This window comes from Spirillospora sp. NPDC052242 (assembly GCF_040679555.1).
Lineage (GTDB): Bacteria > Actinomycetota > Actinomycetes > Streptosporangiales > Streptosporangiaceae > Spirillospora.
In genome coordinates this window covers 1-24,366 of sequence record NZ_JBFAUZ010000085.1, presented here as the reverse complement: position 1 = coordinate 24,366, position 24,366 = coordinate 1, and the positions used below count along the sequence as shown (strand labels likewise).

The 24,366-nt window shown below is 72.3% G+C and carries 23 protein-coding genes and 1 riboswitch; of the genes, 16 read left to right on the top strand and 7 right to left on the bottom strand.

Annotated elements, in window-relative coordinates:
* Positions 1–422: 422 nt before the first annotated feature.
* Positions 423–1,586 carry a hypothetical protein gene (locus AB0L25_RS39875; RefSeq protein WP_500178726.1) on the top strand — a complete coding sequence of 388 codons (1,164 nt, stop codon included), beginning with the start codon at positions 423–425 and terminating at the stop codon, positions 1,584–1,586.
* A 51-nt stretch (positions 1,587–1,637) separates the two neighbouring features.
* Here AB0L25_RS39875 and AB0L25_RS39870 read toward each other — a convergent pair whose 3' ends face one another.
* Together AB0L25_RS39870 and AB0L25_RS39865 are read right to left on the bottom strand one after the other, a co-directional pair.
* On the bottom strand, positions 1,638–2,267 hold the full coding sequence (locus tag AB0L25_RS39870) for a PadR family transcriptional regulator (protein WP_500178724.1): 630 nt from the start codon (positions 2,265–2,267) through the stop codon (positions 1,638–1,640).
* Positions 2,268–2,437: 170 nt separating this feature from the next.
* Positions 2,438–4,543 carry a serine/threonine-protein kinase gene (locus AB0L25_RS39865; protein WP_500178723.1) on the bottom strand — a complete coding sequence of 702 codons (2,106 nt, stop codon included), beginning with the start codon at positions 4,541–4,543 and terminating at the stop codon, positions 2,438–2,440.
* An 11-nt stretch (positions 4,544–4,554) separates the two neighbouring features.
* Between AB0L25_RS39865 and AB0L25_RS39860 the strand changes: the two genes are divergently transcribed.
* Both AB0L25_RS39860 and AB0L25_RS39855 read left to right on the top strand, forming a co-directional pair.
* Entirely contained in the window at positions 4,555–5,106 is a 552-nt protein-coding gene (locus tag AB0L25_RS39860; RefSeq protein WP_026405134.1) for an RNA polymerase sigma factor, read from the top strand.
* Positions 5,107–5,289: 183 nt separating this feature from the next.
* Positions 5,290–6,318, top strand: a complete 1,029-nt coding sequence (locus AB0L25_RS39855; protein ID WP_500178720.1) for a sulfotransferase family protein — start codon at positions 5,290–5,292, stop codon at positions 6,316–6,318.
* A 26-nt stretch (positions 6,319–6,344) separates the two neighbouring features.
* Here the strand turns inward: AB0L25_RS39855 and AB0L25_RS39850 are convergent, their stop codons facing one another.
* Positions 6,345–7,871, bottom strand: a complete 1,527-nt coding sequence (locus AB0L25_RS39850) for an alpha,alpha-trehalose-phosphate synthase (UDP-forming) (protein ID WP_500178718.1) — start codon at positions 7,869–7,871, stop codon at positions 6,345–6,347.
* A 110-nt stretch (positions 7,872–7,981) separates the two neighbouring features.
* Here AB0L25_RS39850 and AB0L25_RS39845 point away from each other — a divergent pair, with 110 nt between their 5' ends.
* From AB0L25_RS39845 to AB0L25_RS39825, 5 genes are all read left to right on the top strand, one after another.
* Positions 7,982–8,959 (top strand): cation diffusion facilitator family transporter, encoded by a 978-nt coding sequence (locus AB0L25_RS39845; RefSeq protein ID WP_500178717.1) that lies wholly within the window; start codon positions 7,982–7,984, stop codon positions 8,957–8,959.
* A 113-nt stretch (positions 8,960–9,072) separates the two neighbouring features.
* Positions 9,073–9,215, top strand: a riboswitch (SAM riboswitch).
* Between the two features lie 16 nt (positions 9,216–9,231).
* Positions 9,232–10,479 carry a threonine synthase gene (thrC, locus tag AB0L25_RS39840; RefSeq protein WP_500178715.1) on the top strand — a complete coding sequence of 416 codons (1,248 nt, stop codon included), beginning with the start codon at positions 9,232–9,234 and terminating at the stop codon, positions 10,477–10,479.
* A gap of 20 nt (positions 10,480–10,499) precedes the next feature.
* Positions 10,500–10,778 (top strand): MoaD/ThiS family protein, encoded by a 279-nt coding sequence (locus AB0L25_RS39835; RefSeq protein WP_500178713.1) that lies wholly within the window; start codon positions 10,500–10,502, stop codon positions 10,776–10,778.
* Between the two features lie 362 nt (positions 10,779–11,140).
* Entirely contained in the window at positions 11,141–12,040 is a 900-nt protein-coding gene (locus AB0L25_RS39830) for a prolipoprotein diacylglyceryl transferase (RefSeq protein WP_500178712.1), read from the top strand.
* A gap of 277 nt (positions 12,041–12,317) precedes the next feature.
* On the top strand, positions 12,318–12,722 hold the full coding sequence (locus AB0L25_RS39825) for a DUF5959 family protein (protein WP_500178710.1): 405 nt from the start codon (positions 12,318–12,320) through the stop codon (positions 12,720–12,722).
* Here the strand turns inward: AB0L25_RS39825 and AB0L25_RS39820 are convergent, their stop codons facing one another.
* On the bottom strand, positions 12,723–13,196 hold the full coding sequence (locus tag AB0L25_RS39820; protein WP_500178709.1) for an NUDIX hydrolase: 474 nt from the start codon (positions 13,194–13,196) through the stop codon (positions 12,723–12,725).
* Between the two features lie 163 nt (positions 13,197–13,359).
* Here AB0L25_RS39820 and AB0L25_RS39815 point away from each other — a divergent pair, with 163 nt between their 5' ends.
* The 5 genes from AB0L25_RS39815 (at position 13,360) to AB0L25_RS39795 (ending at position 19,410) form a co-directional block, all read left to right on the top strand.
* Positions 13,360–13,779, top strand: a complete 420-nt coding sequence (locus AB0L25_RS39815) for a hypothetical protein (protein WP_500178707.1) — start codon at positions 13,360–13,362, stop codon at positions 13,777–13,779.
* A gap of 303 nt (positions 13,780–14,082) precedes the next feature.
* The gene (gene groL / locus AB0L25_RS39810; RefSeq protein WP_500178705.1) at positions 14,083–15,711 is read left to right on the top strand and encodes a chaperonin GroEL; all 1,629 of its coding nucleotides are present in this window, start codon (positions 14,083–14,085) and stop codon (positions 15,709–15,711) included.
* Positions 15,712–15,860: 149 nt separating this feature from the next.
* Positions 15,861–18,065: a DUF4132 domain-containing protein gene (locus AB0L25_RS39805; protein ID WP_500178703.1), complete on the top strand. Its 2,205-nt coding sequence runs from the start codon at positions 15,861–15,863 to the stop codon at positions 18,063–18,065.
* A gap of 30 nt (positions 18,066–18,095) precedes the next feature.
* Positions 18,096–18,683 carry an LURP-one-related family protein gene (locus AB0L25_RS39800; protein WP_500178702.1) on the top strand — a complete coding sequence of 196 codons (588 nt, stop codon included), beginning with the start codon at positions 18,096–18,098 and terminating at the stop codon, positions 18,681–18,683.
* Positions 18,684–18,822: 139 nt separating this feature from the next.
* Positions 18,823–19,410 carry a phospholipid scramblase-related protein gene (locus AB0L25_RS39795; RefSeq protein ID WP_500178700.1) on the top strand — a complete coding sequence of 196 codons (588 nt, stop codon included), beginning with the start codon at positions 18,823–18,825 and terminating at the stop codon, positions 19,408–19,410.
* Positions 19,411–19,451: 41 nt separating this feature from the next.
* On the opposite strand, the gene AB0L25_RS39790 is transcribed toward AB0L25_RS39795, so the two are convergent.
* From AB0L25_RS39790 to AB0L25_RS39780, 3 genes are read right to left on the bottom strand one after another with little or no spacing between them, the layout of a single operon-like run.
* The gene (locus AB0L25_RS39790) at positions 19,452–20,111 is read right to left on the bottom strand and encodes a response regulator transcription factor (protein ID WP_026405123.1); all 660 of its coding nucleotides are present in this window, start codon (positions 20,109–20,111) and stop codon (positions 19,452–19,454) included.
* Positions 20,108–21,565, bottom strand: a complete 1,458-nt coding sequence (locus AB0L25_RS39785) for a sensor histidine kinase (RefSeq protein WP_500178698.1) — start codon at positions 21,563–21,565, stop codon at positions 20,108–20,110. The genes AB0L25_RS39790 and AB0L25_RS39785 overlap by 4 nt, the downstream gene beginning before the upstream one ends.
* The gene (locus tag AB0L25_RS39780) at positions 21,555–21,869 is read right to left on the bottom strand and encodes a hypothetical protein (RefSeq protein WP_500178696.1); all 315 of its coding nucleotides are present in this window, start codon (positions 21,867–21,869) and stop codon (positions 21,555–21,557) included. The genes AB0L25_RS39785 and AB0L25_RS39780 overlap by 11 nt, the downstream gene beginning before the upstream one ends.
* A gap of 184 nt (positions 21,870–22,053) precedes the next feature.
* On the opposite strand from AB0L25_RS39780, the gene AB0L25_RS39775 reads away from it, so the two are divergent.
* From AB0L25_RS39775 to AB0L25_RS39765, 3 genes are read left to right on the top strand one after another with little or no spacing between them, the layout of a single operon-like run.
* On the top strand, positions 22,054–22,680 hold the full coding sequence (locus AB0L25_RS39775; RefSeq protein ID WP_500178694.1) for a DUF4956 domain-containing protein: 627 nt from the start codon (positions 22,054–22,056) through the stop codon (positions 22,678–22,680).
* Entirely contained in the window at positions 22,677–23,510 is an 834-nt protein-coding gene (locus AB0L25_RS39770) for a polyphosphate polymerase domain-containing protein (protein ID WP_500178692.1), read from the top strand. The genes AB0L25_RS39775 and AB0L25_RS39770 overlap by 4 nt, the downstream gene beginning before the upstream one ends.
* Before the next feature lie 5 nt (positions 23,511–23,515).
* Positions 23,516–23,875: a hypothetical protein gene (locus AB0L25_RS39765; protein ID WP_500178691.1), complete on the top strand. Its 360-nt coding sequence runs from the start codon at positions 23,516–23,518 to the stop codon at positions 23,873–23,875.
* Positions 23,876–24,366: the final 491 nt, after the last annotated feature.

Genomic DNA, 24,366 nt, shown 5'->3' with positions numbered 1-24,366 from the left:
CTCAACGCCGCCATCTGGCACAACTGGCTCATCGGCGCCCCGGTCAAACGATCACTGATCGCCTACGACCACTGACTAGGGCACCCAACAACCCCATCAACGATCTAGCCCCCGCCCTCCCCGGGCTATCTGCGAGTGATAAGAGCCTCGTCCGCTTTTGTTGGATCTCGCTCGACTACGGGGGCACCTGTGGATTCCGGTGACGATTAGGTCAAAATATGGTGCTCACAGGGGGAAACCGCACGAGGCTTTGGGGAGGCTGGACGGTGAACATGGACCCGACGGTGCCACGTCGTTCCGACGGGACGGCGCCGCCGACCCCTTCCCATGGCGCCGCGCCGCCCCCACCCGGCACCCCGATCCCGCCCGGCGCGCCGACGAGCCCGATCGTCCACGGACCACCCCCGGGATGGACGCCGTCCGTGCCGGAGGCGCCGGGGACGTCCGGCATGCGCCCGCCCGGCGCCGCCGCAGGCCCGTACCGGACGGACGGCGTCTACCGCGGCGACCGGCCGCCCGCGCCCACCGCACCCGGCGACCACCGACCCGCCGCCCCCGGAACGACGCAGCCGTCCGGGCCCGCGCTGGCGCAAGCGTCGGTACCCGAGGATCGGCGGGTGTTCGCACCCGGCGACGGACCGGGGTTCGTGCCCGGTGCGGGACAGCCGTCCGGGCCCGCGATGCCGCAGCCGTCGGCGTCCGGTGCGGGGCCGGGTGCGGGGGCCGGGGATGAGGCGGCTTCCACGACCGGGCCGATGGGGACGCGGGAGACGAGCGGCGTCCAGGTCCGGCTCGGCACGCGGGGTGGGCGCGGGCGCAGGGAGCGGGCCCGCGCCGAGCGGGCGGCGGACGAGCGGGCGCGTCCGGACGGGCACCCGGGGCCGGAGGGGCCCGGCGGGCGGTCCGGGAGGCGTGCGGGCAGGCGTGCGGGGTTCGTCGCGGCCGCGGTGGTCGCGCTGGCGGGGCTCGTGACGGCGGGGGTCGTCGTGACGTCGAGCGGGCGGGAGGGCGAGGCCGGGAACGCGGCGCTCGGCGGTGCGGGCGGCGGCGAGCGGCCGAACGGGACGGCGTCCGTCCCGCTGCCGGAGGCGGGGAAGGCGGTCGAGGTGGGGACGGCCGACGGTTCGCGCTACCGGATCGCGGCGGTGACCGCGGGCGTGAGCGACGCGGCGATGCCGTCGACGCAGTCGGCGGCCCCGTCCGGGACGTCCTACCCGTACATCGAGTACCTCCTGACGAACCCGAAGAACGAGCGGGTCCTGCTGGACTTCCCGGGGGACGTGTTCGTGAAGGCGGACCTCGTGGCGGCCGACGCGCGGGGGCGCTGCATGCCGCAGGCGGGGGTGCCCGAGGACATGTGCACGCCGCCGACCAAGAGCCGGGTGGTCAAGACCCTGGCGGGCGGGGAACTGGTCGCGGGCGAGGGTGGCGACAAGTGGATGCCGCCCGGTTCGTCGTACCTGGTGCGGGCGACGGTCACCGTGCCGGTGGACCGCCGCATCGACGGCACGGACCTGGGCCTGTACATCTGGCGGCAGCTCTACATGAACGACCGGCTCGCCAAGCCGGCCCCCTTCCCGAGCTGAGGGGCATGGAAAAGGGGCCGTCGCGCTGTGCGCGACGGCCCCTGACCGGGGTCACTCCGCTTCGGGGTCATCGGCGAGGATCCCGTAGATGCGGCGGCGGGCGTCGTTGACGACGTCCAGCGCGCGCGCCTTCTGCGTCTCGCTGCCGACCGCCATCACCTGCTGCAGGGCGCCCATGAGCTGCCCGACGGCCTCGCGGCCCCGCAGGACGTTCTCGCCCGCGGCGTCGGTGACCTCCTCCCAGGGGGCGGTGGTTTGCTTGGCGACCTCCGCGCGGCCCGTGTCGGTGAGCTCGAACAGCCGCTTGCCGCCGTCCTCGCGGCTGGTGACCAGGCCCTCGTCCTCCAGCATCTGGAGGGTGGGGTAGACCGAGCCGGGGCTCGGACGCCAGACGCCGCCGGTGCGCTCGTCCAGTTCCTGGATCATCTCGTAGCCGTGCATGGGGCGCTCGGCGAGCAGCGCGAGCAGGGCCGCGCGGACGTTGCCGCGCCGGGTGCGGCGCCCGCCTCGGCCGCCGCGCCCGCCGCCCCGGTGGCCGTGCCCCCAGGGACCCGGTCCGCCCGGGCCGAAGGGGCCCATCGGGCCGCCCGGACCTCCGGGGCCGAAGGGGCCGCCGCCGCGCCGTGCGCGCTGTTCCTTCCGCTGGAAGGGGCCGGGGCCCCGCATGTCGTGTGCATGCATCGCTGTCTCCTTCTATGATCGGTTGCGATGCATTAACGATATATCGGCAAACTGTCGTTGGCAAGTCCCGGCCCCGGACGGCGCACGAACGCGGAGCGCCCGGGCCCGCTCGTCGAGGACGAGCGGGCCCGGGCGCGAACGTACTGGCGGGAAGCGGCGCGGGCGCCGGATCAGGGGCCGGTCACCTGCAGGTGGTCGAGGATGTCGGTGGTCGCCTTGCGGTCGTCGGTCTCCTTCACCCGGATCCACAGCCCGAACTTGCCCGACTGGTGCCGCAGCCCGACCTCCGTGACCGACGCCGTCCCGGACGTGCAGCCGGTGAACCGCGTGATCGTCCCGGCGAACGCCTTGTCGGGCGACGTGTAGTTCTCCGGCCCGGCCTGCCGGCACTGCGGGTGCCGCGCGGCGGTGGGCGGCGGGAGCTGCCCCTGCCGCAGGTCGGTGGTGACGCCGATGAACACGCCGGGGACGGCCCCGTCGCCCTGGAAGCCGTCCACGTTGGTGGTCGCGCGGAGGACGGGACGATCCTGCGGGTCGTTCAGCCCGACGATCGACGGCGCCCAGGTCTGCGCCTGCTGCAGCGGCCACGCCTTCGGCACCGCCGCCTTGATCTTGCCGCCGTTGTTGGAGATCTGGACGAAGTCTTTCGGGATCGCGTTCTCCTCGCCGCCGTCTCCCGACCCGCCGCCGTCGCCGGAGAACAGGGTGCCGAGCAGGAGGCCCGCGACGACCGCGACCGCGAGTACGACCGCCGTGATGATCAGCGGCGTCCCGTACCGGCCGCCGGCGCCCTTGAGCCGTCCGCCCGGTCCGCCGCCGGCACCGCCCGCGCCGCCCCGCCCCTGGCCCTGCACGGGCGGGGGCGGCTGGAAGCCGGTCGGCGGCGGGGCACCCTGGCCCGAGTGCGGCACCGGCCCGGGCGGCCGCCCGGCCGGGAACGCCGCGGTGCGCTGGTCGTCGGTACTGGGCGCGGACGACGGGTGCTGCGAGGGGATCGCCACCGTGGCGCCGTCGGCGAGCCCGGACGACGGCGGCTGCGACGGCTGGGACGGCTGCGACGGACCGAACCCGCCGCCGTCCCCCGGACGCGAACCGGGATGGTCGACGATCGTCTGGTCGCCGTCCGCGGCGGGCGGCGGGTCGAACCGCGTCTGCATGCTCGGCGGCACCGCCCCGGCCGAGGACGAGGACGACGGCGGCGCGGACGACGGCGCGGACGACGGCGATGACGGGGGCGTCTCGTCGCGGCGGAAGTCCAGCACGGTGGCGTCCGGGTCGATCGGCTGCTCGGCGGGGGCGGCCGGTTCGGACGCGGACGGCACGGGCGGCGCGGTCTCGTCGAGCATCGTCACGGGAGGATCCGGCGGGGCCGACGGGGCCGACGGGGTCGAGGGCGGCGCAGCCGGCGCGGAGGGCTGCGACGCGGCGAACCGCGCGGACGGGGGGATGAGGGTGGAGAGGGCCTCGGCGAACGCGTCGGCGGTCGGCCAGCGGTTCTCCCGGTCGACCTCCAGCGCGCGCAGGACGACCTGGTCCATCGCGGCGGTCACGCCCTCGCGCAGCTCGCTCGGCGGCGACTTCACCGGCGCCGGGCCGGGGGCGCGCCCGGCGAGCATGTGGTAGGTCAGCGCGCCCAGCCCGTAGACGTCCGCGCGGACGTCCAGGCCGCCGCCGAAGCGGGCCTGCTCGGGGGACATGTAGCCGGGGGTGCCGACGGGCAGCGTGAACGCCCCGGACGCGTGCGCCAGCGCCTTCGCCAGCCCGAGGTCGGCGATCAGCAGCTTCTCGCCGCCGTCCGGGGTGGACTGGAACAGCACGTTCGACGGCTTCAGGTCGCGGTGGATCACGCCGAGCGCGTTGATCACCTCGACCCCGTAGGCGATCTCCTCGGCGAGCGCGATGGCCTCGTTGACCGGAAGCGGCCGTTCGCGCATCCGGTCGGCGAGCGTTCCGCGGTCCGCGTACGACATGACGAAGTACGGGCGCCGGTCGGGGAGCTCGCCGATGTCGTGCACTCGCACGAGACGCTCGGAGTCGGCCCTGCGCAGGATGCGCGCCTCTTCGAGGAACCGGTTGCGCACGTCGAGGTCGTCGATGAGGCTCCCGGACAGGACCTTGATGGCCACCGGCGATTCCAAGGCGTCGTCGTGCCCGAGCCACACGGACGCGAAAGCCCCGGAACCCAGGGCGCGATCGATTCGGTAACGGTCGACGTTCGGTGGGAAGGACACTCCCGTATCATGCCCAACAAACGGGGTGAGTGTGCGATCGAGCATTGAGGCACGGCATGGCATTCGATGAACGGACCGAGGAGCTGGCCCTGCGGGCCGCGCAGGGCGATCAGGCCGCCCTCAACGACCTCCTCCGCAAGATCGAGCCCGACGTGCTGCGGCACGCCGCCCGGTTCCTGCCCTGCCGGCAGGACGCCGAGGAGGCGTGCCAGGACGCGCTGCTGCAGGTCGCGCGGAACATCCACCGGTTCGAGGGCCGCTCCCGGTTCAGCACGTGGCTGCACGTCGTCGTCGCGAACTCGGCGCGCTCCACCTACCGGTCGCTGAAGCGCCGCTCGGTCGAGCAGGCGGGCGAGCTGCCGCAGCAGCGGCCCGACCCGCGCCGTACCAGCGTCATCGCGGGCTCCCGCGTCGACATCCTCGACGCCATGGAGGACCTCGAGGCCCGCAAGCCCGACCTCATCCAGGCGCTCGTCCTGCGGGACGTCTCCCAGCTCGAGTACGCGGAGATCGCCGAGCAGCTCAAGCTCCCGCTCGGGACGGTCAAGTCGCGCATCCACGAGGCGCGGCGGCAGGTGCGGCAGACGCTCGGCGAGTCCTACACCTGACACCGCGCAGGCGGCGGACGCGACGCGCGTAGCGCGACGCGCGTAGTACGGCGCACGTAGTGCGACGTGCCGCGAAACGTCCGGACATCCGCGGGGCGGCGGGCGTCAAGGCTGGGTAATCGCGCCGCAACGATCGGTCGATGCGCCGGGCGCGGCGCGCGCGCCGCCGCGAGCATTCCGTGCATGTCACCAGGTCCCGCCGCCCGTTCCGAGCGACCGATCTTCGTCATCGGCTGCCCCCGCTCGGGGACGACGATGCTCCAGCTGATGCTGCACTCGCACCGGCGCATCGCGATCGCCCCCGAGACCAAGTTCGTCCTCCCCGGCTATACGCAACGGTGCGAGTTCGGTGACCTGCGGGACAGTGCGAACAGGCGGGCGCTGGCCGAGTGGATCACCGGCCGGCCCCAGACGAAGTTCCACGAGCTCGGACTGGACGCCGCCGAGATCGCCGCCGAGATCGCCGCGGCCCCGCCCACGCTCGGCTCCGCGTACGGGGTGGTGTTCCGCGCGTACGCCCGCCGGTTCGGCAAGCCGCGCTGGGGCGACAAGCGGCCGAGCTACGCGCGGCACACCGGCGCGCTGCTGCGCATGTTCCCGGACGCCCAGTTCGTCCACCTCGTCCGGGACGGCCGCGACTGCATCGCGTCCCTGCAGGAGATGCCCTGGTACGACCGTGACATCCACCACGCGATCTGCGCGTGGCGGGAGGCGATCGACCAGGGCCGCCGCCTCGCGTCCCGGCTCGGCCCCGACACGTACTACGAGCTGCAGTACGAGCGTCTCGTCGCCGACCCCGCCGACGAGCTGATCCGGCTCTGCGCCTTCCTCGGCGAGGACTTCGACCCCGCGATGACGAGCCCGCAGGGCCTCGCGCGCCGGACCGTCCCGCTGCGCAAGCGCTGGCACGGCCGCACGCACGACGCCGTCACGTCCGTCCAGGTCGGTTCGTGGGCGCAGCGGCTCGACCCCTGGCAGATCAGCCTGGCCGAGGCCGCCTTCGGCGACCGCCTCGCCGAGTACGGGTACGAGCCGAGCGGCCTGCCCCGGCCCGCCGCCGCGCACCTCGCCCGGTACGCCAGGGTCGGCGCGCACCGGCGGATGGCGCAGCGCAAGCAGGCGGTCCGGGAACGCTGGCGCCGCCACCACGAGCCGAACCCGGTCGAATGCCTCCTGCCGCCCGAGCGCGCCCGGCTCACCTCCGACGTGTGACGCGCCCGTCCGGACGTCCGGGCGGGTCAGTCGAGCGCCGCGAGCTGGTCGGCGAACCAGCGCTGCGGGGGCAGCGCCGTCGCGGCCGCCGCGAGCCGGGTGCGGCGCGCCGCGCGCTCGTCCCGCGGCATCAGCAGCGCCCGGTGCAGCGCCTCGGCCGTCTGCGTCACGTCGTACGGGTTCACCACGAGCGCGTCGCCGGACAGTTCGGCCGCCGCGCCCGCCTCCCGCGACAGGACGAGCGCGCAGCCGCCCCGCGACAGCACCGGGCCCTCCTTCGCGACGAGGTTCATCCCGTCCCGGATCGGGTTCACCAGCAGGACGTCCGCGAGCCCGTAGGCGGCCAGGGAGCGCGGGTAGTCGTCGTTCACCTGCAGGATCAGCGGCTCCCACGTGTCGGTGCCGAACTCCTTGGTGATGTGCTCCGCCTCCCGCCGCACCGCCTCCGTGTACTCGCGGTACTCGGGCAGGTCGTACCGCGACGGGTACGCGAACGCCAGGTGCACCACGCGTCCGCGCCATTCCGGATGGTTCACGAGCAGCTCCCGGTACGCCGCGAGCCCGCGCACGATGTTCTTCGACAGTTCCGTCCTGTCGATGCGCACGATGAGCTGCCGGTCGCCCACCTGCTCGCGCAGCGCGCGCGCCCGTTCCGCGACGTCCGGTTCCGCCGCGCGTTCCCGCAGGGCGGGCCCGTCCACGCCGAGCCCGTGCACGCCCACCCGCGTGACGTGCCCGCCGCACGCGACCGTCCGGGCCGCGCGGTCGACGCGGGCGCCGGGCAGCAGCGCGCAGCAGTCCAGGAACGCCGAGGCCCACCGCTCGGTCAGGAACCCCGCGTGGTCGGCGCCGAGGACGCCCAGCAGGAGCTGCTCGCCGATGTCGTCGGGGAGCAGCCGGAAGTACTCGGGCGGCGCCCACGGCGTGTGGGAGAAGTGGACGATCCGTACGTCGGGCCGCCGCTCGCGCAGCATCCGCGGGGCCAGCGACAGGTGGTAGTCCTGGATCGCGGCCTTCGCGCCCGGCGCCGCGTCCCGCGCCAGCGCGTCCGCGAACGCCGCGTTGTACGCCTCGTACGACTGCCAGTCCCGGCGCGCGCGGGCGTCGAAGTGGGGGCGCCGCGGAGTGTCGTACAGCAGGTGGTGGACGAACCACAGGGTCGAGTTCGCGATCTCGTTGTACGCGCGGTGGAACGTGGACGCGGGGATGTCGAGCATCCGCACCGCCGCGCCGCCGGTGTCGTGGCCCGCGAGGTCGATGCGCCCGTCGGGGGCCCGCCGCGCGGCCGTCCGGTCCGCGTCGCCGAGCGCCGCGCACACCCACAGGACGCTCGGGTCCGCGGCCCGCCCGGACGCCTCGTCCGCCGCGCCGCCATGCGCCTCGCCGGGCGCCGCGCCGGGCGCCGCGTCGCCGCTGCCGTCCGGGGCCGTGCCGGTGACGGCGGCGAGGCCCGAGACCAGGCCGCCGCCCCCGCGGCGCATCGTCAGCGCGCCGTCGTCGGACAGCGAGAACGACACCGGGCCGCGGTTCGACGCCACCAGCACTCGACTCATACCCGCAGGGTCTCAGTTGGGGTCGCGGCGCTTCAACGTGACCCGGGAGGTAGGGGGAAGGTGGCGCGATCGCCTGGATTAAGGGGGTTTGCGACGGGTAGCGGGCTCGGATGAGCAGGACAGAGACCACGAAAACGGTGCTCGTCGCACTTACCGCTAACCTCCTCCTCGCCTTCGCGAAGATCATCGCCGGGCTGGTGTCGGCGTCCAGCGCGATGCTCGCCGAGGGCGCCCACTCCGTCGGCGACACCCTCAACCAGGTCTTCCTCCTGATCTCCCTGCGGCGGAGCGCGCGGCGCCCCGACCGGCGCCACCCCTTCGGCTACGGCAACGAGCGGTACTTCTGGTCCCTGCTCGCCGCCGGCGCCATCTTCGTCGCGGGCGCGGGCTACTCGATCTTCGAGGGCGTGCTGACCATGACCGGCCACAGCCGGGACGACAGCGGCGCCGGCCTCGCCTTCGCCGTCCTCGGCCTCGCCGCCGTCCTCGAGGGGACGTCCTGGATCCGCGCCTTCCACCAGGCCCGCATGGAGACCCGGCGCAGCGAGCACGACCTCGTCGAGCACGTCCGCCGGTCGCCCGACCTCACGTTCAAGACCGCCCTGTTCGAGGACTCCGCCGCGATGATCGGCCTCGTGCTCGCCGCCGCCGGGCTCGGCCTCCGCGAGCTCACCGGGTCCGACTTCTGGGACGGCCTCGCGTCCGTCCTGATCGGGGTGCTGCTGGCGGCGCTCGCGTTCGTCATCGGCCGGGAGAGCAAGGGGCTGATCATCGGCCGCGCCGCCGACCCCGCCGTGCAGCGCGGCATCCAGGCCGAGATCGCCGGGGCGCGCGGCGTCACCGGCGTCGAGTCCCTGCTCACCATGCACTTCGGCCCCGAGGAACTGCTCGTCGCCGCGAAGGTCCACTTCTCCGACCACATCAGCGCCGACGAGGCCGAGGACGTCGCGGGCGCCATCGACCGCCGGCTGCGCGAGCGGTACCCGCTCGTCCGGCACGTCTTCCTCGACCCCACCCAGGCGCCCGGCGGCCCCGCGGACCGCGTCCCGCCGGTGTCCGGCGTCCAGCCGCAGACGGAGGGCGCGTGATCAAGAGCACGTCCGGGTAACGTCTCACAGCGTGGAACCCACCTGTCTGCGATCCGGTCAGGTCATGTAAAGTCACGCATACGAGCCCAAAGAGCGCTCGAACAACTGAATACCGCTCATCCAGAGGGGTGGAGGGACCGGCCCTGCGAAGCCCCGGCAACCACCCGGCTCGTGTGCGCTCGCGACCCCCGCGAGGCCGGCCGGGAGAAGGTGCCAACTCCGGCCTGCGACCAAGGTGGCGCAGGAAAGATGGGGAGAAAGGCCTCGCCCTCATGGCAAACACGCCTGCCACCGCCGACCTCGGCCCCGCTACCGCCCTCGTCTGCCGCGAATGCGGCACGTCCCGCGAACTCGGCCCGCACTACGCGTGCGAGGAGTGTTTCGGCCCCCTCGAGATCTCCTACGACTTCGGCGGCATCACCCGCGCCGACATCGAGGCCGGGCCCCGCAACATCTGGCGGTACCGCGGCCTGCTGCCCGTCCCGTCCGACGTCGCGTCCACGCCGAACACCGAGCCCGGCCTGACCCGGCTCGTCCGCGCCGACAACCTCGCCGAGGCCCTCGGCCTGCAGAAGCTCTGGGTGAAGGACGACAGCGGCAACCCGACCCACTCGTTCAAGGACCGCGTCGTCGCCGTCGCGCTCGCCGCCGCCCGCGAACTCGGCTTCAAGGTGCTCGCCTGCCCGTCCACCGGGAACCTCGCGAACGCCGTCGCCGCCGCCGCGTCCCGCGCCGGGATCCGCTCCGCGGTGTTCGTCCCGTCCAACCTGGAGTCGCAGAAGATCATCACGACGGCCGTGTACGGCGGCACGTTCGTCACGGTCGACGGCAACTACGACGACGTGAACCGGCTCGCGTCCGAGATCGCCGGCGAGCAGGACGACTGGGCGTTCGTGAACGTCAACGTCCGCCCGTACTACGCGGAGGGCTCCAAGACCCTCGGCTACGAGATCGCCGAGCAGCTCGGCTGGCGGCTGCCCGACCAGATCGTCGTCCCGATCGCGTCCGGCTCCCAGCTCACCAAGATCGACAAGGCGTTCCAGGAGCTCATCAAGCTCGGCCTCGTCGAGGACCGCCCCTACAAGGTGTTCGGCGCGCAGGCCGCCGGCTGCTCCCCGGTGTCCGCGGCGTTCAAGGCCGGGCACGACGTGATCCGCCCGGTCAAGCCCGACACCATCGCCAAGTCCCTCGCCATCGGCAACCCCGCCGACGGCCCGTACGTCCTGGACGTCGCCCGCCGCACCGGCGGCGCCATCGAGGACGTCACCGACGAGCAGATCGTCGAGGGCATCCGGCTGCTCGCCCGCACCGAGGGCGTCTTCGGCGAGACCGCGGGCGGCGTCACCGTCGCGACCCTCCGCAAGCTGATCGAGGACGGCGCGCTCGACCCCGCCGCCGAGACCGTGATCATCAACTCCGGGGACGGGCTGAAGACCCTGGACGCCGTCGCCCCCGTGGTCGCGCCGAGCGCGAACATCGCCCCGTCCCTGGAAGCGTTCCGCGCCGCGGGCCTCGCCTGACAACGAGAAGGAGCCGAGCAATGAGCAGCGTGTCCGTGCGGATCCCGACGATCCTGCGCACCTACACCGGCGGCGAGGCGGAGGTGAAGGCCGAGGGCGAGACCCTGCGCGCCGTCGTCGCCGACCTCGAGGCCGGCTACTCCGGGATCTCCGCCCGCATCCTCGACGACGCCGGCAAGATCCGCCGGTTCGTCAACGTGTACGTGGGCGACGAGGACGTCCGGTTCGCCGAGGGCCTCGACACCCCGACCCCGCCCGGCACCCAGATCTCGATCATCCCCGCGGTCGCCGGCGGCTGACGCCCGTCCCGCCCGTCCCGACCCGACCCGCCCGGCGCACGTCGGACGTGCGCCGGGCGGGTCGCTCGTCCCGGTGTCGGGTGACAGCGCCGACCACGCGAAGTATGCCGGGCGCTTTGCGGTATATATCCACCGGCTACATTGGTGGATAACTGGACATAACGGGTTCAATTCTAGTGATCATCTCTTTTCCCGAGACCCGTGCTCGGCTGGGTACTCGCTTTCTCTGCCTCCGCTTTTGCTGGGATGATCTTGGAAAATGTTGGCCGAGGACTTGAGTGTTGCGTCATTTCTTTCCTGGAAGAGTTGGGGCTGAGTGCTCCAGCAGGGAGCGCGTCGCTTCGCAAACAGAAGGGAAAGGCATGAATCGCATTGCTCGTGCGGCGGTGATCGGCGGGATCGCGATGGGTGCGCCCATCCTCCTGGCGCCGTCGGCCATGGCGGCCCCGGAGGCCACGGCGAAGAAGGACATCAACGTCTTCATCGTGGAGAACGCCACCGTCGGCCACAACGGCCCGGTCTACGTCGTCGAGAGCGGCCCGGGTGACCTCGCGTACAGCAACGTCACCGGCTCGCCCAAGGCGTCGCCCAAGGTGGGCAACGAGTCGGTCGAGGCCGGCGACATCAAGACCGACCTCAAGGGCGGCAAGGGCAACACCGTCGTCAACGAGATCGAGGGCGCCGAGCAGGACTCGGTGAAGAGCGACGGCAAGGGCCACGCCAAGGAGGCGGACGGCCAGCACGCCAAGGCCGAGGAGGCGAAGCCCGAGGCCAAGCCGGAGGCCCACGCTCAGGAGGCCCACGCTCAGGAGGCCAAGCCCGAGGCTCACGCCCAGGAGGCCAAGCCCGAGGCTCACGCCCAGGAGGCCAAGCCCGAGGCCCACGCCCAGGAGGCGAAGCCCGAGGCCAAGCCGGAGGCCCACGCCCAGGAGGCTCAGGGCGAGGAGGCCGGCACGCCCGAGCAGAGTGCCCGCACCGGTGGCCACGATGACCACAAGGGCGGCCACGGGGACCACAAGGGCGGCCCGGACACCGTGTTCTCGGCGAAGCACTCGAAGGTCGGCGTCAACGGCCCGACCATCGTCGCCGAGTCCGGCCCCGGCGACCTCGCGTTCAGCAACGTCACCGGCTCGCCGGAGGCGTCGCCCGAGGTCGGGAACGAGTCGGTGAAGACCGGCGACTTCCACACCACGCTCAAGGACGGCAAGGGCAACACCGCGATCAACGAGGTGGAGGGGTCCGAGCAGGACTCCGTGAAGTAGTCCGCGGCCCCGCCGAGCGGTGGCAGGTGCTCAGCGTGCCGACCATGGCCACCGACCGCAGGACAGCAATGCGGCCGACCGTCCCAGCCGGTCGGCGGGGATCGATCCCGAACGGCCGCTCCGGACACCACGTCCGGAGCGGTCGTTCACATATCGGAACCGCCGCCGAAAAACGCCCCCCGATCCCGCCGCCGTTCACCTCGCGAACCGGCGCCGGTCCCCATATGTGCACCCGTTCCGGCGGCGGCCGGGCGCCCGCGGTGTCTAGCATGTGGCGATGACGGCTAGCGATGTGCCCGACCTGATCCATCTGGCGGACGATCTCGGCAACGGCGTCGTCCACCGGTTCACGGCCCTGGACGGCGACGTCCTGACGGGCGAGATCGAGGTCTGCAGCCCCTTCGTGAACGGCCGGGTGCCGAGCACCGTGTTCCCCGACGAGCTCGACGAGTGGGGCGAGGTCCTCGACGACCTCGACCGGGGCGACAACACGGCCTGGCGCGAGGACGGCCGCGGCGCGGAGATCTGGCTCGAACTGGACGACGACGACCGCCTGCACGTGACCGTGGTCGACGGCCGGGCGTCCCTCACCGCGGTGGAACTCACCATCGAGGTCCCCGACGGATGGCTGGACGACCACTACGCCCGCCTGGACGCCCTCCGGAAAGCGATCGCCACCTGATCAGTGCCGGACCGGCCCGCCGACCGGAACCCCCGCGACGTGCCCGGTCGGCGGCCGCGTCCGCGCCAGGGCGAGCCCGACATCCACCAGCGACGACCGCCCCAGCCGGACGACGTCCGCGATCGGCGTCCAGACCGACTCGGCCGTCGCGCCGCCCGGCTCGGGCCGGAGCCGCCCCCCGGTGATGCGCACCTGGTAGAAGATTCCGACGTTGTGGTGCTCGGGTCCGCCCGGAACGGCGCGCTCCGCCGCGGGGATCACCCGCGAGTCGACGCCCAGCAACCGCTCGACCACCGCGTCGCAGCCGGTCTCCTCGGCCACCTCCCGGACCACCGCGTCGAACGGATCCTCCGCGTGCTCGACCCCGCCGCCCGGAAGCGTCCAGTTGCTCTCACCCGCCCGCGACACATGCCGCGCGAGCAGCACCCGCCCGTCCTCGACGCACACGGCATAAGCCGCCAACCGAAAACTCACCCAAGCCCCAAAGCTATCCAGACCTCGCCACACGCGAAACACCACACCCGCAGCAGGGCATGGGCACACGCATTGACATCACTGCCGGCACCAGAGGGCAATTATGACCTACAGACTCGTGTTCTTCTGTAAAGGAGCAGAACAGGAGACTGCCGCAGGGGCAATGGACCGTGTGCTGGATGCTCTACTGGAGAACGGACCGCCTCTCCTCGGCGAACAGGGGCCTTATCTACCGGGCGAGTGGCCGGAACCCGAAATCGATGCCGTCCATAGCTTCAGGCTGGTCACCGGCACCGACCGGCAGAGACCGGCGGCCGACTACCTGCTGCTGGAAATCCACGCCGGCGTGCGGTCCATCGCCGAAGACGTGATCGCGGCGGACCCGGACGACGAGCACGGCGTCTGGGGCAGCGACCTCATGGCCGTCATCACCCTGACCGGTGCCCGCCCGGATTGGCCGCTGGTGGACCGCATATGGACGGTGCTGGAAAGCCTCTGGTCAGCGGTGCCATGGGACAGAACGTCCGGCTTCGCGGTAGCAGCCGAGACCCCAAGACCGCTCCGCAGCGACCCCCCGCCCTGACCTCGGCAGGTGTCCGACGACACGCTCAGGACGCCCCTGGTAGCGGCTCCGGGGCTGGTCAGGGTGGGTCTGGGGAGGTAGACGAACCTTCCTTCGCGGAGGGTGCGCGTTGCTTGCACTCGACAGGGTAGAGTGCTAAAAAACGGTTGGCACTCCACTGTGGAGAGTGACAACTTCACAGTCTGGGTCGGGGCGATGAGGCCTCGGAGCGGCGGCGGAATGGGAGTCGTCGGCCGGGGTCGTCCGTCGCGGGCGTCGGCTCGATCCGTCTAAGCCACCTTGTTCCGGGAGGACTTGGAGCCTATGGCTGCAAAGATGATCGCGTTCGACGAGGACGCCCGTCGCGGTCTCGAGCGGGGCATGAACCAGCTCGCCGACGCCGTGAAGGTGACGCTCGGCCCCAAGGGCCGCAACGTCGTGCTGGAGAAGAAGTGGGGCGCCCCCACGATCACCAACGACGGTGTGTCGATCGCCAAGGAGATCGAGCTCGAGGACGCCTGGGAGAAGATCGGCGCGGAGCTCGTCAAGGAAGTAGCGAAGAAGACCGACGACGTCGCCGGTGACGGCACCACGACGGCGACCGTGCTGGCCCAGGCGCTCGTGCGCGAGGGTCTGCGCAACGTCGCTGCGGGCGCCAACCCGATGTCGCTGAAGCGGGGCATCGAGGCCGCGGTCGAGCGGGTCAGCGAGGAGCTGTCCAAGCTGGCCAAGGACGTGGAGACCAAGGAGCAGATCGCCTCCACCGCCTCCATCTCCGCCGGCGACCAGCAGATCGGCGAGATGATCGCCGAGGCGATGGACAAGGTCGGCAAGGAAGGCGTCATCACGGTCGAGGAGAGCCAGACCTTCGGTCTGGAGCTCGAGCTGACCGAGGGCATGCGCTTCGACAAGGGCTACATCTCGCACTACTTCGTGACCGACCCCGAGCGCATGGAGGCGGTCCTCGAGGACCCGTACCTCCTGATCGTCCAGGGGAAGGTGTCGGCCAACAAGGACCTGCTGCCGGTCCTCGAGGGCGTCATGCAGTCCGGCAAGCCGCTGCTGATCATCGCCGAGGACGTCGAGGCCGAGGCGCTGGCGACGCTGATCGTCAACAAGATCCGCGGCATCTTCAAGTCCGTGGCCGTGAAGGCCCCGGGCTTCGGCGACCGCCGCAAGGCCATGCTGGGCGACATCGCCACCCTGACCGGTGGCCAGGTCATCAGCGAGGACGTGGGCCTCAAGCTCGAGAACACCACGCTCGACATGCTGGGCCGCGCCCGCAAGGTCGTCGTCGCCAAGGACGAGACCACCATCGTGGACGGCGCCGGTGACGCCAACGAGATCGCCGGTCGGGTCAACCAGATCCGCACCGAGATCGACAACACCGACTCCGACTACGACCGCGAGAAGCTCCAGGAGCGCCTGGCCAAGCTCGCGGGCGGTGTGGCGGTCATCAAGGCCGGCGCCGCGACCGAGGTGGAGCTCAAGGAGCGCAAGCACCGCATCGAGGACGCCGTCCGCAACGCCAAGGCCGCGGTCGAGGAGGGCATCGTCCCCGGCGGTGGCGTGGCGCTGCTGCAGGCCGGCACCAAGGCGTTCGACAAGCTCGAGCTGCAGGGCGACGAGGCCACGGGTGCCAACATCGTCAAGCGCGCGCTCGAGGAGCCGCTGAAGCAGATCGCCGTGAACGCCGGCCTCGAGGGCGGCGTCGTGGTGGAGAAGGTCCGCAACCTGACGCCGGGTGAGGGCCTGAACGCCGCCACGGGCGACTACGTCAACATGTTCGACTCCGGGATCCTCGACCCGGCCAAGGTGACCCGGTCCGCGCTGCAGAACGCCTCGTCGATCGCCGCGCTGTTCCTGACCACCGAGGCCGTCATCGCCGAGAAGCCCGAGAAGAACGCGGCCCCGGCGGGCGGCATGCCCGACGCCGGCGGCATGGACTTCTGATCGGGTCCACGCCCACCCGCATCGGGTGAACGGCTGCAAAAGGGGGCGGTCCCGCGGGACCGCCCCCTTTCGCGTGCCCGAGAACGAGTGAACCGATCTTCGAACACGTGCGTCCGATCCCCACATTCACCGACGTCGGAAGGATCGGGATGAGCGACGCGCTGCCCCGGCTGCTGGTCGACCCGCCCTGGGAACGGGACGCCCGCGCGTACCGCGAGACGACCAGGGCCGCGGCGAAAGGGGCCGCGCTCGTCCCGGGCCTGGAGCCGCCCGCGGACCGGAGCCTCGTGTGGGCGGACGGCGAGCGGGAGGAATGGCTGAAGCTCTGCGACAGGCCGTCCTATCTCGGCGACAAAGAGAAGGCGATCCTGGAGAGCGAAGGGTGGGAGGGGCTCGTCCGGGCGTACGAGGACGGGACGGTCACCTACACGCCGTGCCAGACGTACATGTTCAAGCGCGCCCCCGAGGAGCTCGTCCGGCCGCTGCTGGCGGACTGGAGCACCAACCCCAAGGGAGGCTCGGGTCCCAGGGGCGACGACCTCAAGGCGCTGCTGGCCCGCTTCGGACTCGACGCCCACCACATCGTGTTCCCGCACGCCAAGGTCGACCGCCGCTACGGCGGCGACCGGGCGCTGCTGCCCCTCCTCGACCTGGAGACGGCCGTGCTGATGGCCCACTGGCTGTCGCAAGGTTCGACCCGGCGCGTCGCCGCCGAGTGGCTCTCCGGGCACGGCGCCGACGCGGTGCCGTTCCTGGTGCCGGACGCGCTGGGCAAGGCGCGCGTCCCGCGTGACAAGGCCCGGGCGGCGCTGGCCCACATCGCGTCCCGGCACGGCGTCCCGGCCGTGGTGGACGCCGCCCGCCGGTACGGCGACCGCGCGGCCGAGGCCGTCGAGGGGTTCCTGGCCGAGGAGAGCGCCCAGGAGGCACCGGCGGAGCCGCCCGCCAAGCCCGTCCGGCCCCTGACGGCCACCTGGCTGAACCGGGACGAACTGCCCGAGGTCCGTCTGCGGGACGGACGGATGCTGCCGCCGGAGGCGATCGAGAACCTCATCGGCGCACTGACCCTCTACGTGGCCCTGCCGTGGGGCGGCGAGCCGACGACGAACCCGGAACTCGACGAGGCGCTCGACGCGTGCGAGCCCGCGTCGTTGGCCGCGTTCGGCCGCGCGATCTTCGAGCGCTGGATCGCGCAGCGGACGCCGTCCCGCAGCGGCTGGGTCCTCGACCAGCTCTGCCGGACGGCCGACGACGACGCCGCCCGGCGGCTCGGCGCCCTGCTGCTGAAGTGGCCGGGGTCGGGCACCGACAAGCACGCCGTGCAGGTGCTGCGGGCGATCGGCACCGACACCGCGCTGATCCAGCTGCACCGCGTCGCGCAGCGCGCGTCCGCCCCCGGCCGCCGCCGGACGGCCGAGAACTGCCTGGCCATGGCGGCGAAGGCGCGCGGGCTCTCCCCGGACGAACTCGCCGACCGGCTCGTCCCCGACCTCGGCCTCGACGACGCCGGGACGCTCGTCCTCGACTACGGCCCGCGCCGGTTCACGGTCGGGTTCGACGAGGAACTGCGGCCGTTCGTGATCGACGAGGCGGGCAAGCACCGCAAGGCCCTCCCGAAGCCCGGCGCGAAGGACGACGCCGACCTCGCGCCCGCCGCGTACCAGCGGTTCGCGGCGCTGAAGAAGGACGTGCGCGGCATCGCCGGCGACCAGATCCGGCGGCTCGAACGCGCGATGACGACCGGACGCCGGTGGACCGCCGACGAGTTCGAGCGGTACTTCGTCCGGCACCCGCTGCTGCGGCACATCGCCCGAAGGCTCGTCTGGACGACCGGCGGGACGGCGTTCCGGATCGCCGAGGACCGGACGTTCGCCGACGCCGCCGACGCCCCGGTGCGGCTCCCGGACGACGCGCGCATCGGCATCGCGCACCCCCTCGACCTCGGCGGCGCGGTCGCGGCGTGGGCCGAGCTGTTCGCCGACTACGAGATCGTCCAGCCGTTCCCGCAGCTCGGACGGCACGTGGACGAGCTCGGCGGCACCGAGCGCGACACCGGGCGGCTCGCGCGCTTCGAGGGCGCGACCGTCCCGTCCGGCGCGATCCTCGGGCTGCTGCGCAAGGGCTGGGAGCGCGGCCCGGCCGAGGACGGCGGCGTGTACCACTCGGTCGTCCGCCGCCTCCCCGGCGACGCGCCCGACCTGGTCGTCGAGCTGGCCCCGGGCATCGCGGTCCTCGCCGTCGACGTGTTCCCCGAGCAGACGCTGCGCGAGGTCCGGTTCACCGCGCCCCCGCGCGGCGCGCTCGACCCCGTCACCGCCTCCGAACTCCTCGCCGACCTCGCCGGCCTGGGGTGACGTCCCTCCCACTCGCAAGGAGCACGAGCCGTGTACCAGCTTTTCGACTCCCCGGTGCTGACGGTGGACCAGCCGCGGCGCGCCCCCTCCGCCCGCTCCGAGTACAAGGTGTTCGACGGTCAGGGCACGCTGGTGGCGCGCGCGGCCGAGGGCGACGTGTCGGCGCTCAAGAAGACGTTCCGGGTCGTCCTCGGTGACGGCGGCGCCGGCCGCGTCGTCCATGTGGAGAGCCCGGACGGGCATCCGCTGCTCACCGTCCAGGGCGGGTCGGACTGGGCGCAGGCGGGCCTCCCGGACGGCACCGTCGTCGGGTCGATCCGGCGGGCGACGAACCGCCGGCACGCCTTCGACGTCCTGGACGCGGCCGGACGCCCGATCGGCGCCATGGACGCGGGCCCCTGGATGCGCAAGTTCCGGATCGTCGACGCGAACGGGACGCACGTCGCGCAGATGGACAAGAAATGGAAGGGATTCGCGACCGAAATGGCCCTCAGCGCGGACAAGTACCGGCTGGAGATCCACCGGGCGACCGCCGATCCCCTGCGCACGCTGGTGGTCGTGTCGCCGCTCGCGATCGACCTGATCCTCTACGAGGGCAAGGACTGGATCCCCGGCTGACCCGCCGCACGGCGACGTCGCCCGTCCGGGGCTTTCCCTCGCGCGCGGCCCTTGGCAGGATCGCCGCTTGGACGGCGCGGACCGCGCCGGACGCCACGGAGGCGGCCCGCGGCCGCGGGCCGGGAAGGCGGGAGGACGCGTGAGCGAAGTGTTCAGCTCCCCGGTGTTCAGGGTCGAACAGCCTCGCAGGGGCCCGTTCGCGAAGTCGAAGTACCGGGTCATGGACGGGGACGGGACGACCGTCGCCGTGGCCGACGAGACCGACCGGCGGCGCGGCGAGGCGCTCCGCACCGCCTTCCCCGGCAAGTCGGACCTGGACGCCCGCGCGGTGCTGCTGAGCACGCCCGACGGCGAGCCGATCCTCGTCGTCGACAAGCAGAAGGGACGCGCGCTCACCGAGGTGCGCCGTCCCGAGGGGGACGTCGTCGGAACGTTCGTCACCCGCCGCGTCGGCCGCTTCTACGCCATCCAGGACCCGGACGGCACGGCGATCGGCGACGTCGAGGTGGACATCCCGCGCAACAACTTCGCGGTCCGCGACACGGACGGGAAGAAGGTCGCGCACGTCCGCAAGAAGTGGGCCGGGGTGGTCACCCACCTGCTGACGACGGCCGACAAGTACGACGTCGAGATCTTCGACCCGGTGCCGGAGCCGCTGCGCACGATGGCCGCGCTCACCGCGATCGTCATGGACATGACGCTGCACGAGTCGAAGGACATCACCTGACCGCGCGCCCCCGGCCGGACGGTCGGCGGCCGGGGGCGCGGTCACGGGCGCAGCCGGTACCCGACGCCGCGGACCGTCTCGATCCGGGCCGTGCCCAGCTTGCGCCGCAGGTACCGGATGTAGACGTCGACGATGTTCGACCCCGGGTCGAAGTCGAAGCCCCACACCTGGCTGAGCAGCTGCTCGCGGGTGAGCACCTGGTCGGGGTGCCGGCAGAACACCTCGGCCAGGGCGAACTCGCGCGCGGTCAGCTCCACGGTCCGCCCGTCGATGCGGGCCCGCCGGGTCCGCAGGTCGAGGTCGAGGTCCCCGGCCCGCAGCACGGTCGCCTCCGGGATCCGCTCCGTGCGCAGCCGCAGCCGGACGCGCGCGAGCAGCTCCTCGAACGCGAACGGCTTGGCGATGTAGTCGTCCGCGCCGCCCTCCAGGCCCGCGACGGTGTCCGCCACCGTGTCCCGCGCCGTCAGGATGATCACCGGCATGGTGACGCGCTCGCCGCGGAGCCGCCGTAGCACCGTGAAGCCGTCCTGCACCGGCAGGCCCAGGTCCAGGATCATCAGGTCGAACTCGCCCGTCCGCGCGTGCTCGTACGCCGACAGCCCGTCCGCCACGACCGACGTCGTGAACCCGTTCGAGCGCAGCCCCTTCTCCAGGAACGACGTGATGCGCCGCTCGTCCTCGGCGATCAGGATCCGGTTCACCGCGACACCTCCGGGGCCGTCATCACGACCGTGGTCGCGCCCGCGTCGACCACCGGACGCAACGGGATGTCCAGGACGAACTGGGCGCCGCCTTCCAGCGGGCTGTGCACGCTCACCCCGCCGCCGTGCGCCTTCGCGATGGACGCGACGATCGCGAGCCCCAGCCCCGACCCCTCCGTCGGCCGCGGCCCCGACCCCGCCCGGACGAACCGCTCGAAGATCCGCTCGCGGTCCTCGGGGGCGACGCCGGGCCCGGTGTCGCGCACCCACAGCAGCACCGACCCGTCCCGCACCGCCGACCCCACCTCGACCGTGTCGCCGTCGCCGGTGTGCCGCACCGCGTTGGACGCCAGCTGCATCAGCGCCTGCGTCAGCCGCTGCGCGTCGCCGAGCACCCGCACCTCCGCGACCGCGCCGACGCGCCACCGCCGGTCGCCGAGCCCGCGCGACTTCGCGACGACGTCCACCGTCAGGTCGGCGAGGTCGATCTCGCCGAGGTCGAGGAAGTCCGGGCGGTCCGCCTTCGCGAGCATGATGAGGTCGTTGACCATCCGGTTCATCCGGTCGAGCTCCTCCATCAGGAGCGTCCGCGTCTCCTCGCGCTCGTCCGGGTCGTCGCCCATCAGCTCCAGGTGCCCCCGGATGACGGTGATGGGCGTGCGGAGCTCGTGGCCCGCGTCGTCCAGGAACCGCCGCTGCGCCGCGAATGCCGACTCCAGCCGGTCCAGCATCCGGTTGAACGTCGACGCGAGCGCCGCGACGTCGTCGTTGCCGCGCACCAGCAGCCGCCGCGTCAGGTCCGACTCGCCGATCTGCTCGGCGGTCTGCCGCACCAGCCGGATGGGCGCGAGCACCCGCCCCGCGATGAGCCACCCGACCACGCCCGCCACCGCGAGCGCCCCGAACGCGGTGAACCCGAGCACCCGCGTCGTCTCGTTCACCTCGTCGCGCAGCGCGTCCCGGAACTCGACGACGACGAGCGCCGCCTGCCGCGGATCGCCCGCCATCCGCACCGGCAGCACCGCGTACCGGACGTCGCCCGCGCTCGACTCCGCCCAGCCGTACGTCGGCTGCTTCGCCTGCGCCGCCTTCGCGACGAACGCCCGGTCCAGGTCGAGCCGCGCCAGCGGATCCTGCGCGCTGCGGTTCTCGGTGCGCCCGTCCACGACCGAGAAGAACGTCTCGTAGCCGTCCGGCAGGTTGTGGACGAGATACCCCTCCAGCAGCTGGGTCAGGTTCGCCGGCCGCTGCCCCGAGGCCGGGTCGACGCCGTTCTTCATGTAGCTGCGGAGCTTGTTCGCCTCGTGCGTCAGCTCGTTGTTCACCCGGTCGTTCAGCCGCGCCGACAGCACCGACCACGTCACCGTCACCGACCCGGCCAGCGCCAGCCCGACCAGCAGCAGCATCCAGCCGACGATCCGCGCCCGCGCGGTCACCCGGACCTCACCCGTCATCGCCGTCGTCGTCCCCGTAGGCTCCGTCGTCATTGTCGTCGTCGCCCGGCTGGACCGGCGGCGGCGACACCGCCCGCCCGCCCGGCCCCCCGCTCGGCGCGGGCGACGCGCCCCCGCCCGGAGACGCCCCCGGCGCCCCGGACGGTCCGGGCCCGTTCGTCCCCGGCGACTCGCTGACCTCGATCGTCCCGCCGAGCGACGGCGGCGTGCTCTCCCGCGCCTGGACGACGCCCACCACCGCGGCGACGAGCAACACCCCGCCCACCGCGACGCCCACGCACCACCTGCGTACTGAAACCGACATGCCGCCAACCTCGCACGCGCTCCCCGAACCCACGGTTAAGCCCACATGAGAAGGCTTTCATCCGGCCGAGGCGCCGCATCGCAGGTCGCGCGCTCGATGAACGCTCTTTCATGTGGCTCTCACCCGAGTCCCATCGCGGCCGGGAACCGTACTCGATGAACCAGACCGCAACCAGGAGGAACCTGTGGCTGAACATGTCCTGTACGGCCTCGCCGCGAACCTGACCGCGATCACCGTGCTCGCGCACGTGATCTACTTCCGCCGGCACCACCGCAAGGACCTGCGGCTGGCTTACATAGCGGTCAACGTCGGAGTCTTCACGGTGGTTTCGCTGCTGCTGGCCGAACGGGCCGACGTCGCCGTCGGGTTCGGGCTCTTCGCCGTCCTGTCGATCATCCGGCTCCGCTCGGACGCCATCACCCAGGAGGAGGTCGGCTACTACTTCGTCGCCCTCGCCCTCGGCCTGGTCAACGGCATCGCCGCCGTCATCCCGTGGCTCGCCGTCCTGCTCGACGTCGTGCTCCTCACGATGATGTACCTCGCCGACCACCCCCGCCTCGCGCCCCGCACCCAGCGCCAGGTGGTGACGCTCGACGTCGTCCATGCCGACCCCGCCGCCCTGCACGCCGACCTCGAACAGCGCCTCGGCGGCACCGTCCTGTCCTGCACCGTCACCGAGGTCGACTACGTGCGGGACGTCTCCATCGTCGACGTCCGGTACCGCCGGGCGGCCCCGAAGCCCCGCCCCGCCGAGATCCGCACCCCGTACCCGACGCGTCCCGCGTCCACCCTGAGAGGCGAGGCGCGATGACCGTCCTCACCGACCTGGCCGTCGACGGGAGCGCCGCGGTCGCGCGCCTCACCGGGGCGCTGCCGTCCATGTCCCTCGCCCAGGTCCTCGACCGCGCCGAACTCCAGACCCGCGTCGACCGCAAGTACCTGGTGCCCGCCGAGCTGTGCGACGCGATGCTCCCGCGCCTCGACGGCGAGTACGCCGCCCTGGAGATCGACGGACGCCGCGCCTTCCGCTACTCCTCCACCTACTTCGACACCCCGAACCTCCTCACGTTCCGCCAGCACCGGCAGGGCCGCCGGCAGCGCTACAAGATGCGGACCCGCACGTACATGGACAGCGGCGAGTGCATGTTCGAGGTCAAGCTGTCGGACGCCCGCAACGCCACCGACAAGCGCCGCATGCCCTACGACGCCGCCCGCCGCGCGACCCTCGACGGCACCGCGCGCGCCTTCCTGCAGGACGTCCTGCTGTCCGCGTACCGGACGAACCCGCCCCGGGCCGTCGTCACCAGCGCGACGACCGACTATCTGCGCTCGACGCTCGTCCAGCTGTCCGGCCCGGGACGCGTGACCTTCGACACCACCCTCACGTGCACCGACGGCGCCGGCACCACGATCGCCGCCGATCCGGGCGTCGTCCTCATCGAGTCGAAGTCCGAGGGCGGCGAGGCCCCGGTGGACCGGATCCTGCGCGACCAGGGCGTTCGTCCGGTGAAGATCAGCAAGTACTGCGTCGCCGTGGCCGTGTTGTATCCCGGCGTGCCCGCCAACCCGTGGCGCCCCGCGATCCGCACCTATTTCGGTGCCGTACACCCCCTTTGGAACAGGGCATGGCGGGGTAGATAGGCGACGTGCAAGTCGCTCCGAGACGTACCGGCGAGTGGTGGATCTCGCCCGCGATCCCCGCGGTGGCCGTCGTGGTGCTCGCAGCGCTCTGGACGTTCACCGCGTTCGGCGGCTGGGGCGAGCAGGCGTTCTGCGAGGTGGGCGGAGCCCACGACCCCACCTGCGCGACGAGCTTCGAGAACGCCGTCCTCGCCTCCCTCGCCGTCGTCATCCCCGCCATCGCCATCACGCTCGCCGCGCTGGCACTGCCGCGTGTCCGGCGTCACCCGGACAGGCTCGGAATGATGCTGACCGCAGCCGCGTTCCTCTGGGCGGGCGCCGAGGGCATCCTGTTCCTCGGCGGCTACCTGGCCCAGTCCGCCTGACGCCCGTTCCGGGCATCAGCGCAGGTGAGCGGCCCGCTCCCGGGACATTTCCGGCACCCGCCGACCGGCTCGCAGAAAAATTCTCGCGCGCCGGTTTGACGTCCCGACCCCGGGGGCATAATGTTCTCTCCGCCCCACAGGGGAGCCAGGACGCCGCGAGGCGGCCGGCCCGAAGGGGAACCACACCCGACCAAGCAGACGCGGTTTCGCCGTGTCCGCCGATCGGTGGTGGGTCGGAAACGGCCGATTTTGACAAACCGGCCGGATCTGATGAAATAGCAACACCGCCCGGAAGGAACCGCGCAAGCGGAACCCGAAAGGCATCGGGAAAAGCCGGAAATTGACAAACCGGCCGGAACCGATAAAGTAAGAACAGTCGCCCCGGGGCGAGACCAGCGAAAGCCGGTCGAGCGCGGTGGGTGTCCGTTTCTTGAGAACTCAACAGCGTGTTAAAAGCCAGTGCCTTTAACGATTCGGCCGGCAGGCCGGAT

Bases quoted from the DNA above. Each gene is read 5' to 3' on its own strand.
- AB0L25_RS39835 (WP_500178713.1), top strand. From the start codon at position 10,500: ATGAGCAGCGTGTCCGTGCGGATCCCGACGATCCTGCGCACCTACACC.
- AB0L25_RS39845 (WP_500178717.1), top strand. From the start codon at position 7,982: ATGAGCAGGACAGAGACCACGAAAACGGTGCTCGTCGCACTTACCGCT.
- AB0L25_RS39825 (WP_500178710.1), top strand. From the start codon at position 12,318: ATGACGGCTAGCGATGTGCCCGACCTGATCCATCTGGCGGACGATCTC.
- AB0L25_RS39860 (WP_026405134.1), top strand. From the start codon at position 4,555: ATGGCATTCGATGAACGGACCGAGGAGCTGGCCCTGCGGGCCGCGCAG.
- AB0L25_RS39770 (WP_500178692.1), top strand. From the start codon at position 22,677: ATGACCGTCCTCACCGACCTGGCCGTCGACGGGAGCGCCGCGGTCGCG.
- AB0L25_RS39815 (WP_500178707.1), top strand. From the start codon at position 13,360: ATGGACCGTGTGCTGGATGCTCTACTGGAGAACGGACCGCCTCTCCTC.
- AB0L25_RS39805 (WP_500178703.1), top strand. From the start codon at position 15,861: ATGAGCGACGCGCTGCCCCGGCTGCTGGTCGACCCGCCCTGGGAACGG.
- groL (WP_500178705.1), top strand. From the start codon at position 14,083: ATGGCTGCAAAGATGATCGCGTTCGACGAGGACGCCCGTCGCGGTCTC.
- AB0L25_RS39870 (WP_500178724.1), bottom strand. From the start codon at position 2,267: ATGCATGCACACGACATGCGGGGCCCCGGCCCCTTCCAGCGGAAGGAA.
- AB0L25_RS39865 (WP_500178723.1), bottom strand. From the start codon at position 4,543: ATGCTCGATCGCACACTCACCCCGTTTGTTGGGCATGATACGGGAGTG.
- AB0L25_RS39855 (WP_500178720.1), top strand. From the start codon at position 5,290: ATGTCACCAGGTCCCGCCGCCCGTTCCGAGCGACCGATCTTCGTCATC.
- thrC (WP_500178715.1), top strand. From the start codon at position 9,232: ATGGCAAACACGCCTGCCACCGCCGACCTCGGCCCCGCTACCGCCCTC.
- AB0L25_RS39780 (WP_500178696.1), bottom strand. From the start codon at position 21,869: ATGTCGGTTTCAGTACGCAGGTGGTGCGTGGGCGTCGCGGTGGGCGGG.
- AB0L25_RS39785 (WP_500178698.1), bottom strand. From the start codon at position 21,565: ATGACGGGTGAGGTCCGGGTGACCGCGCGGGCGCGGATCGTCGGCTGG.
- AB0L25_RS39850 (WP_500178718.1), bottom strand. From the start codon at position 7,871: ATGAGTCGAGTGCTGGTGGCGTCGAACCGCGGCCCGGTGTCGTTCTCG.
- AB0L25_RS39830 (WP_500178712.1), top strand. From the start codon at position 11,141: ATGAATCGCATTGCTCGTGCGGCGGTGATCGGCGGGATCGCGATGGGT.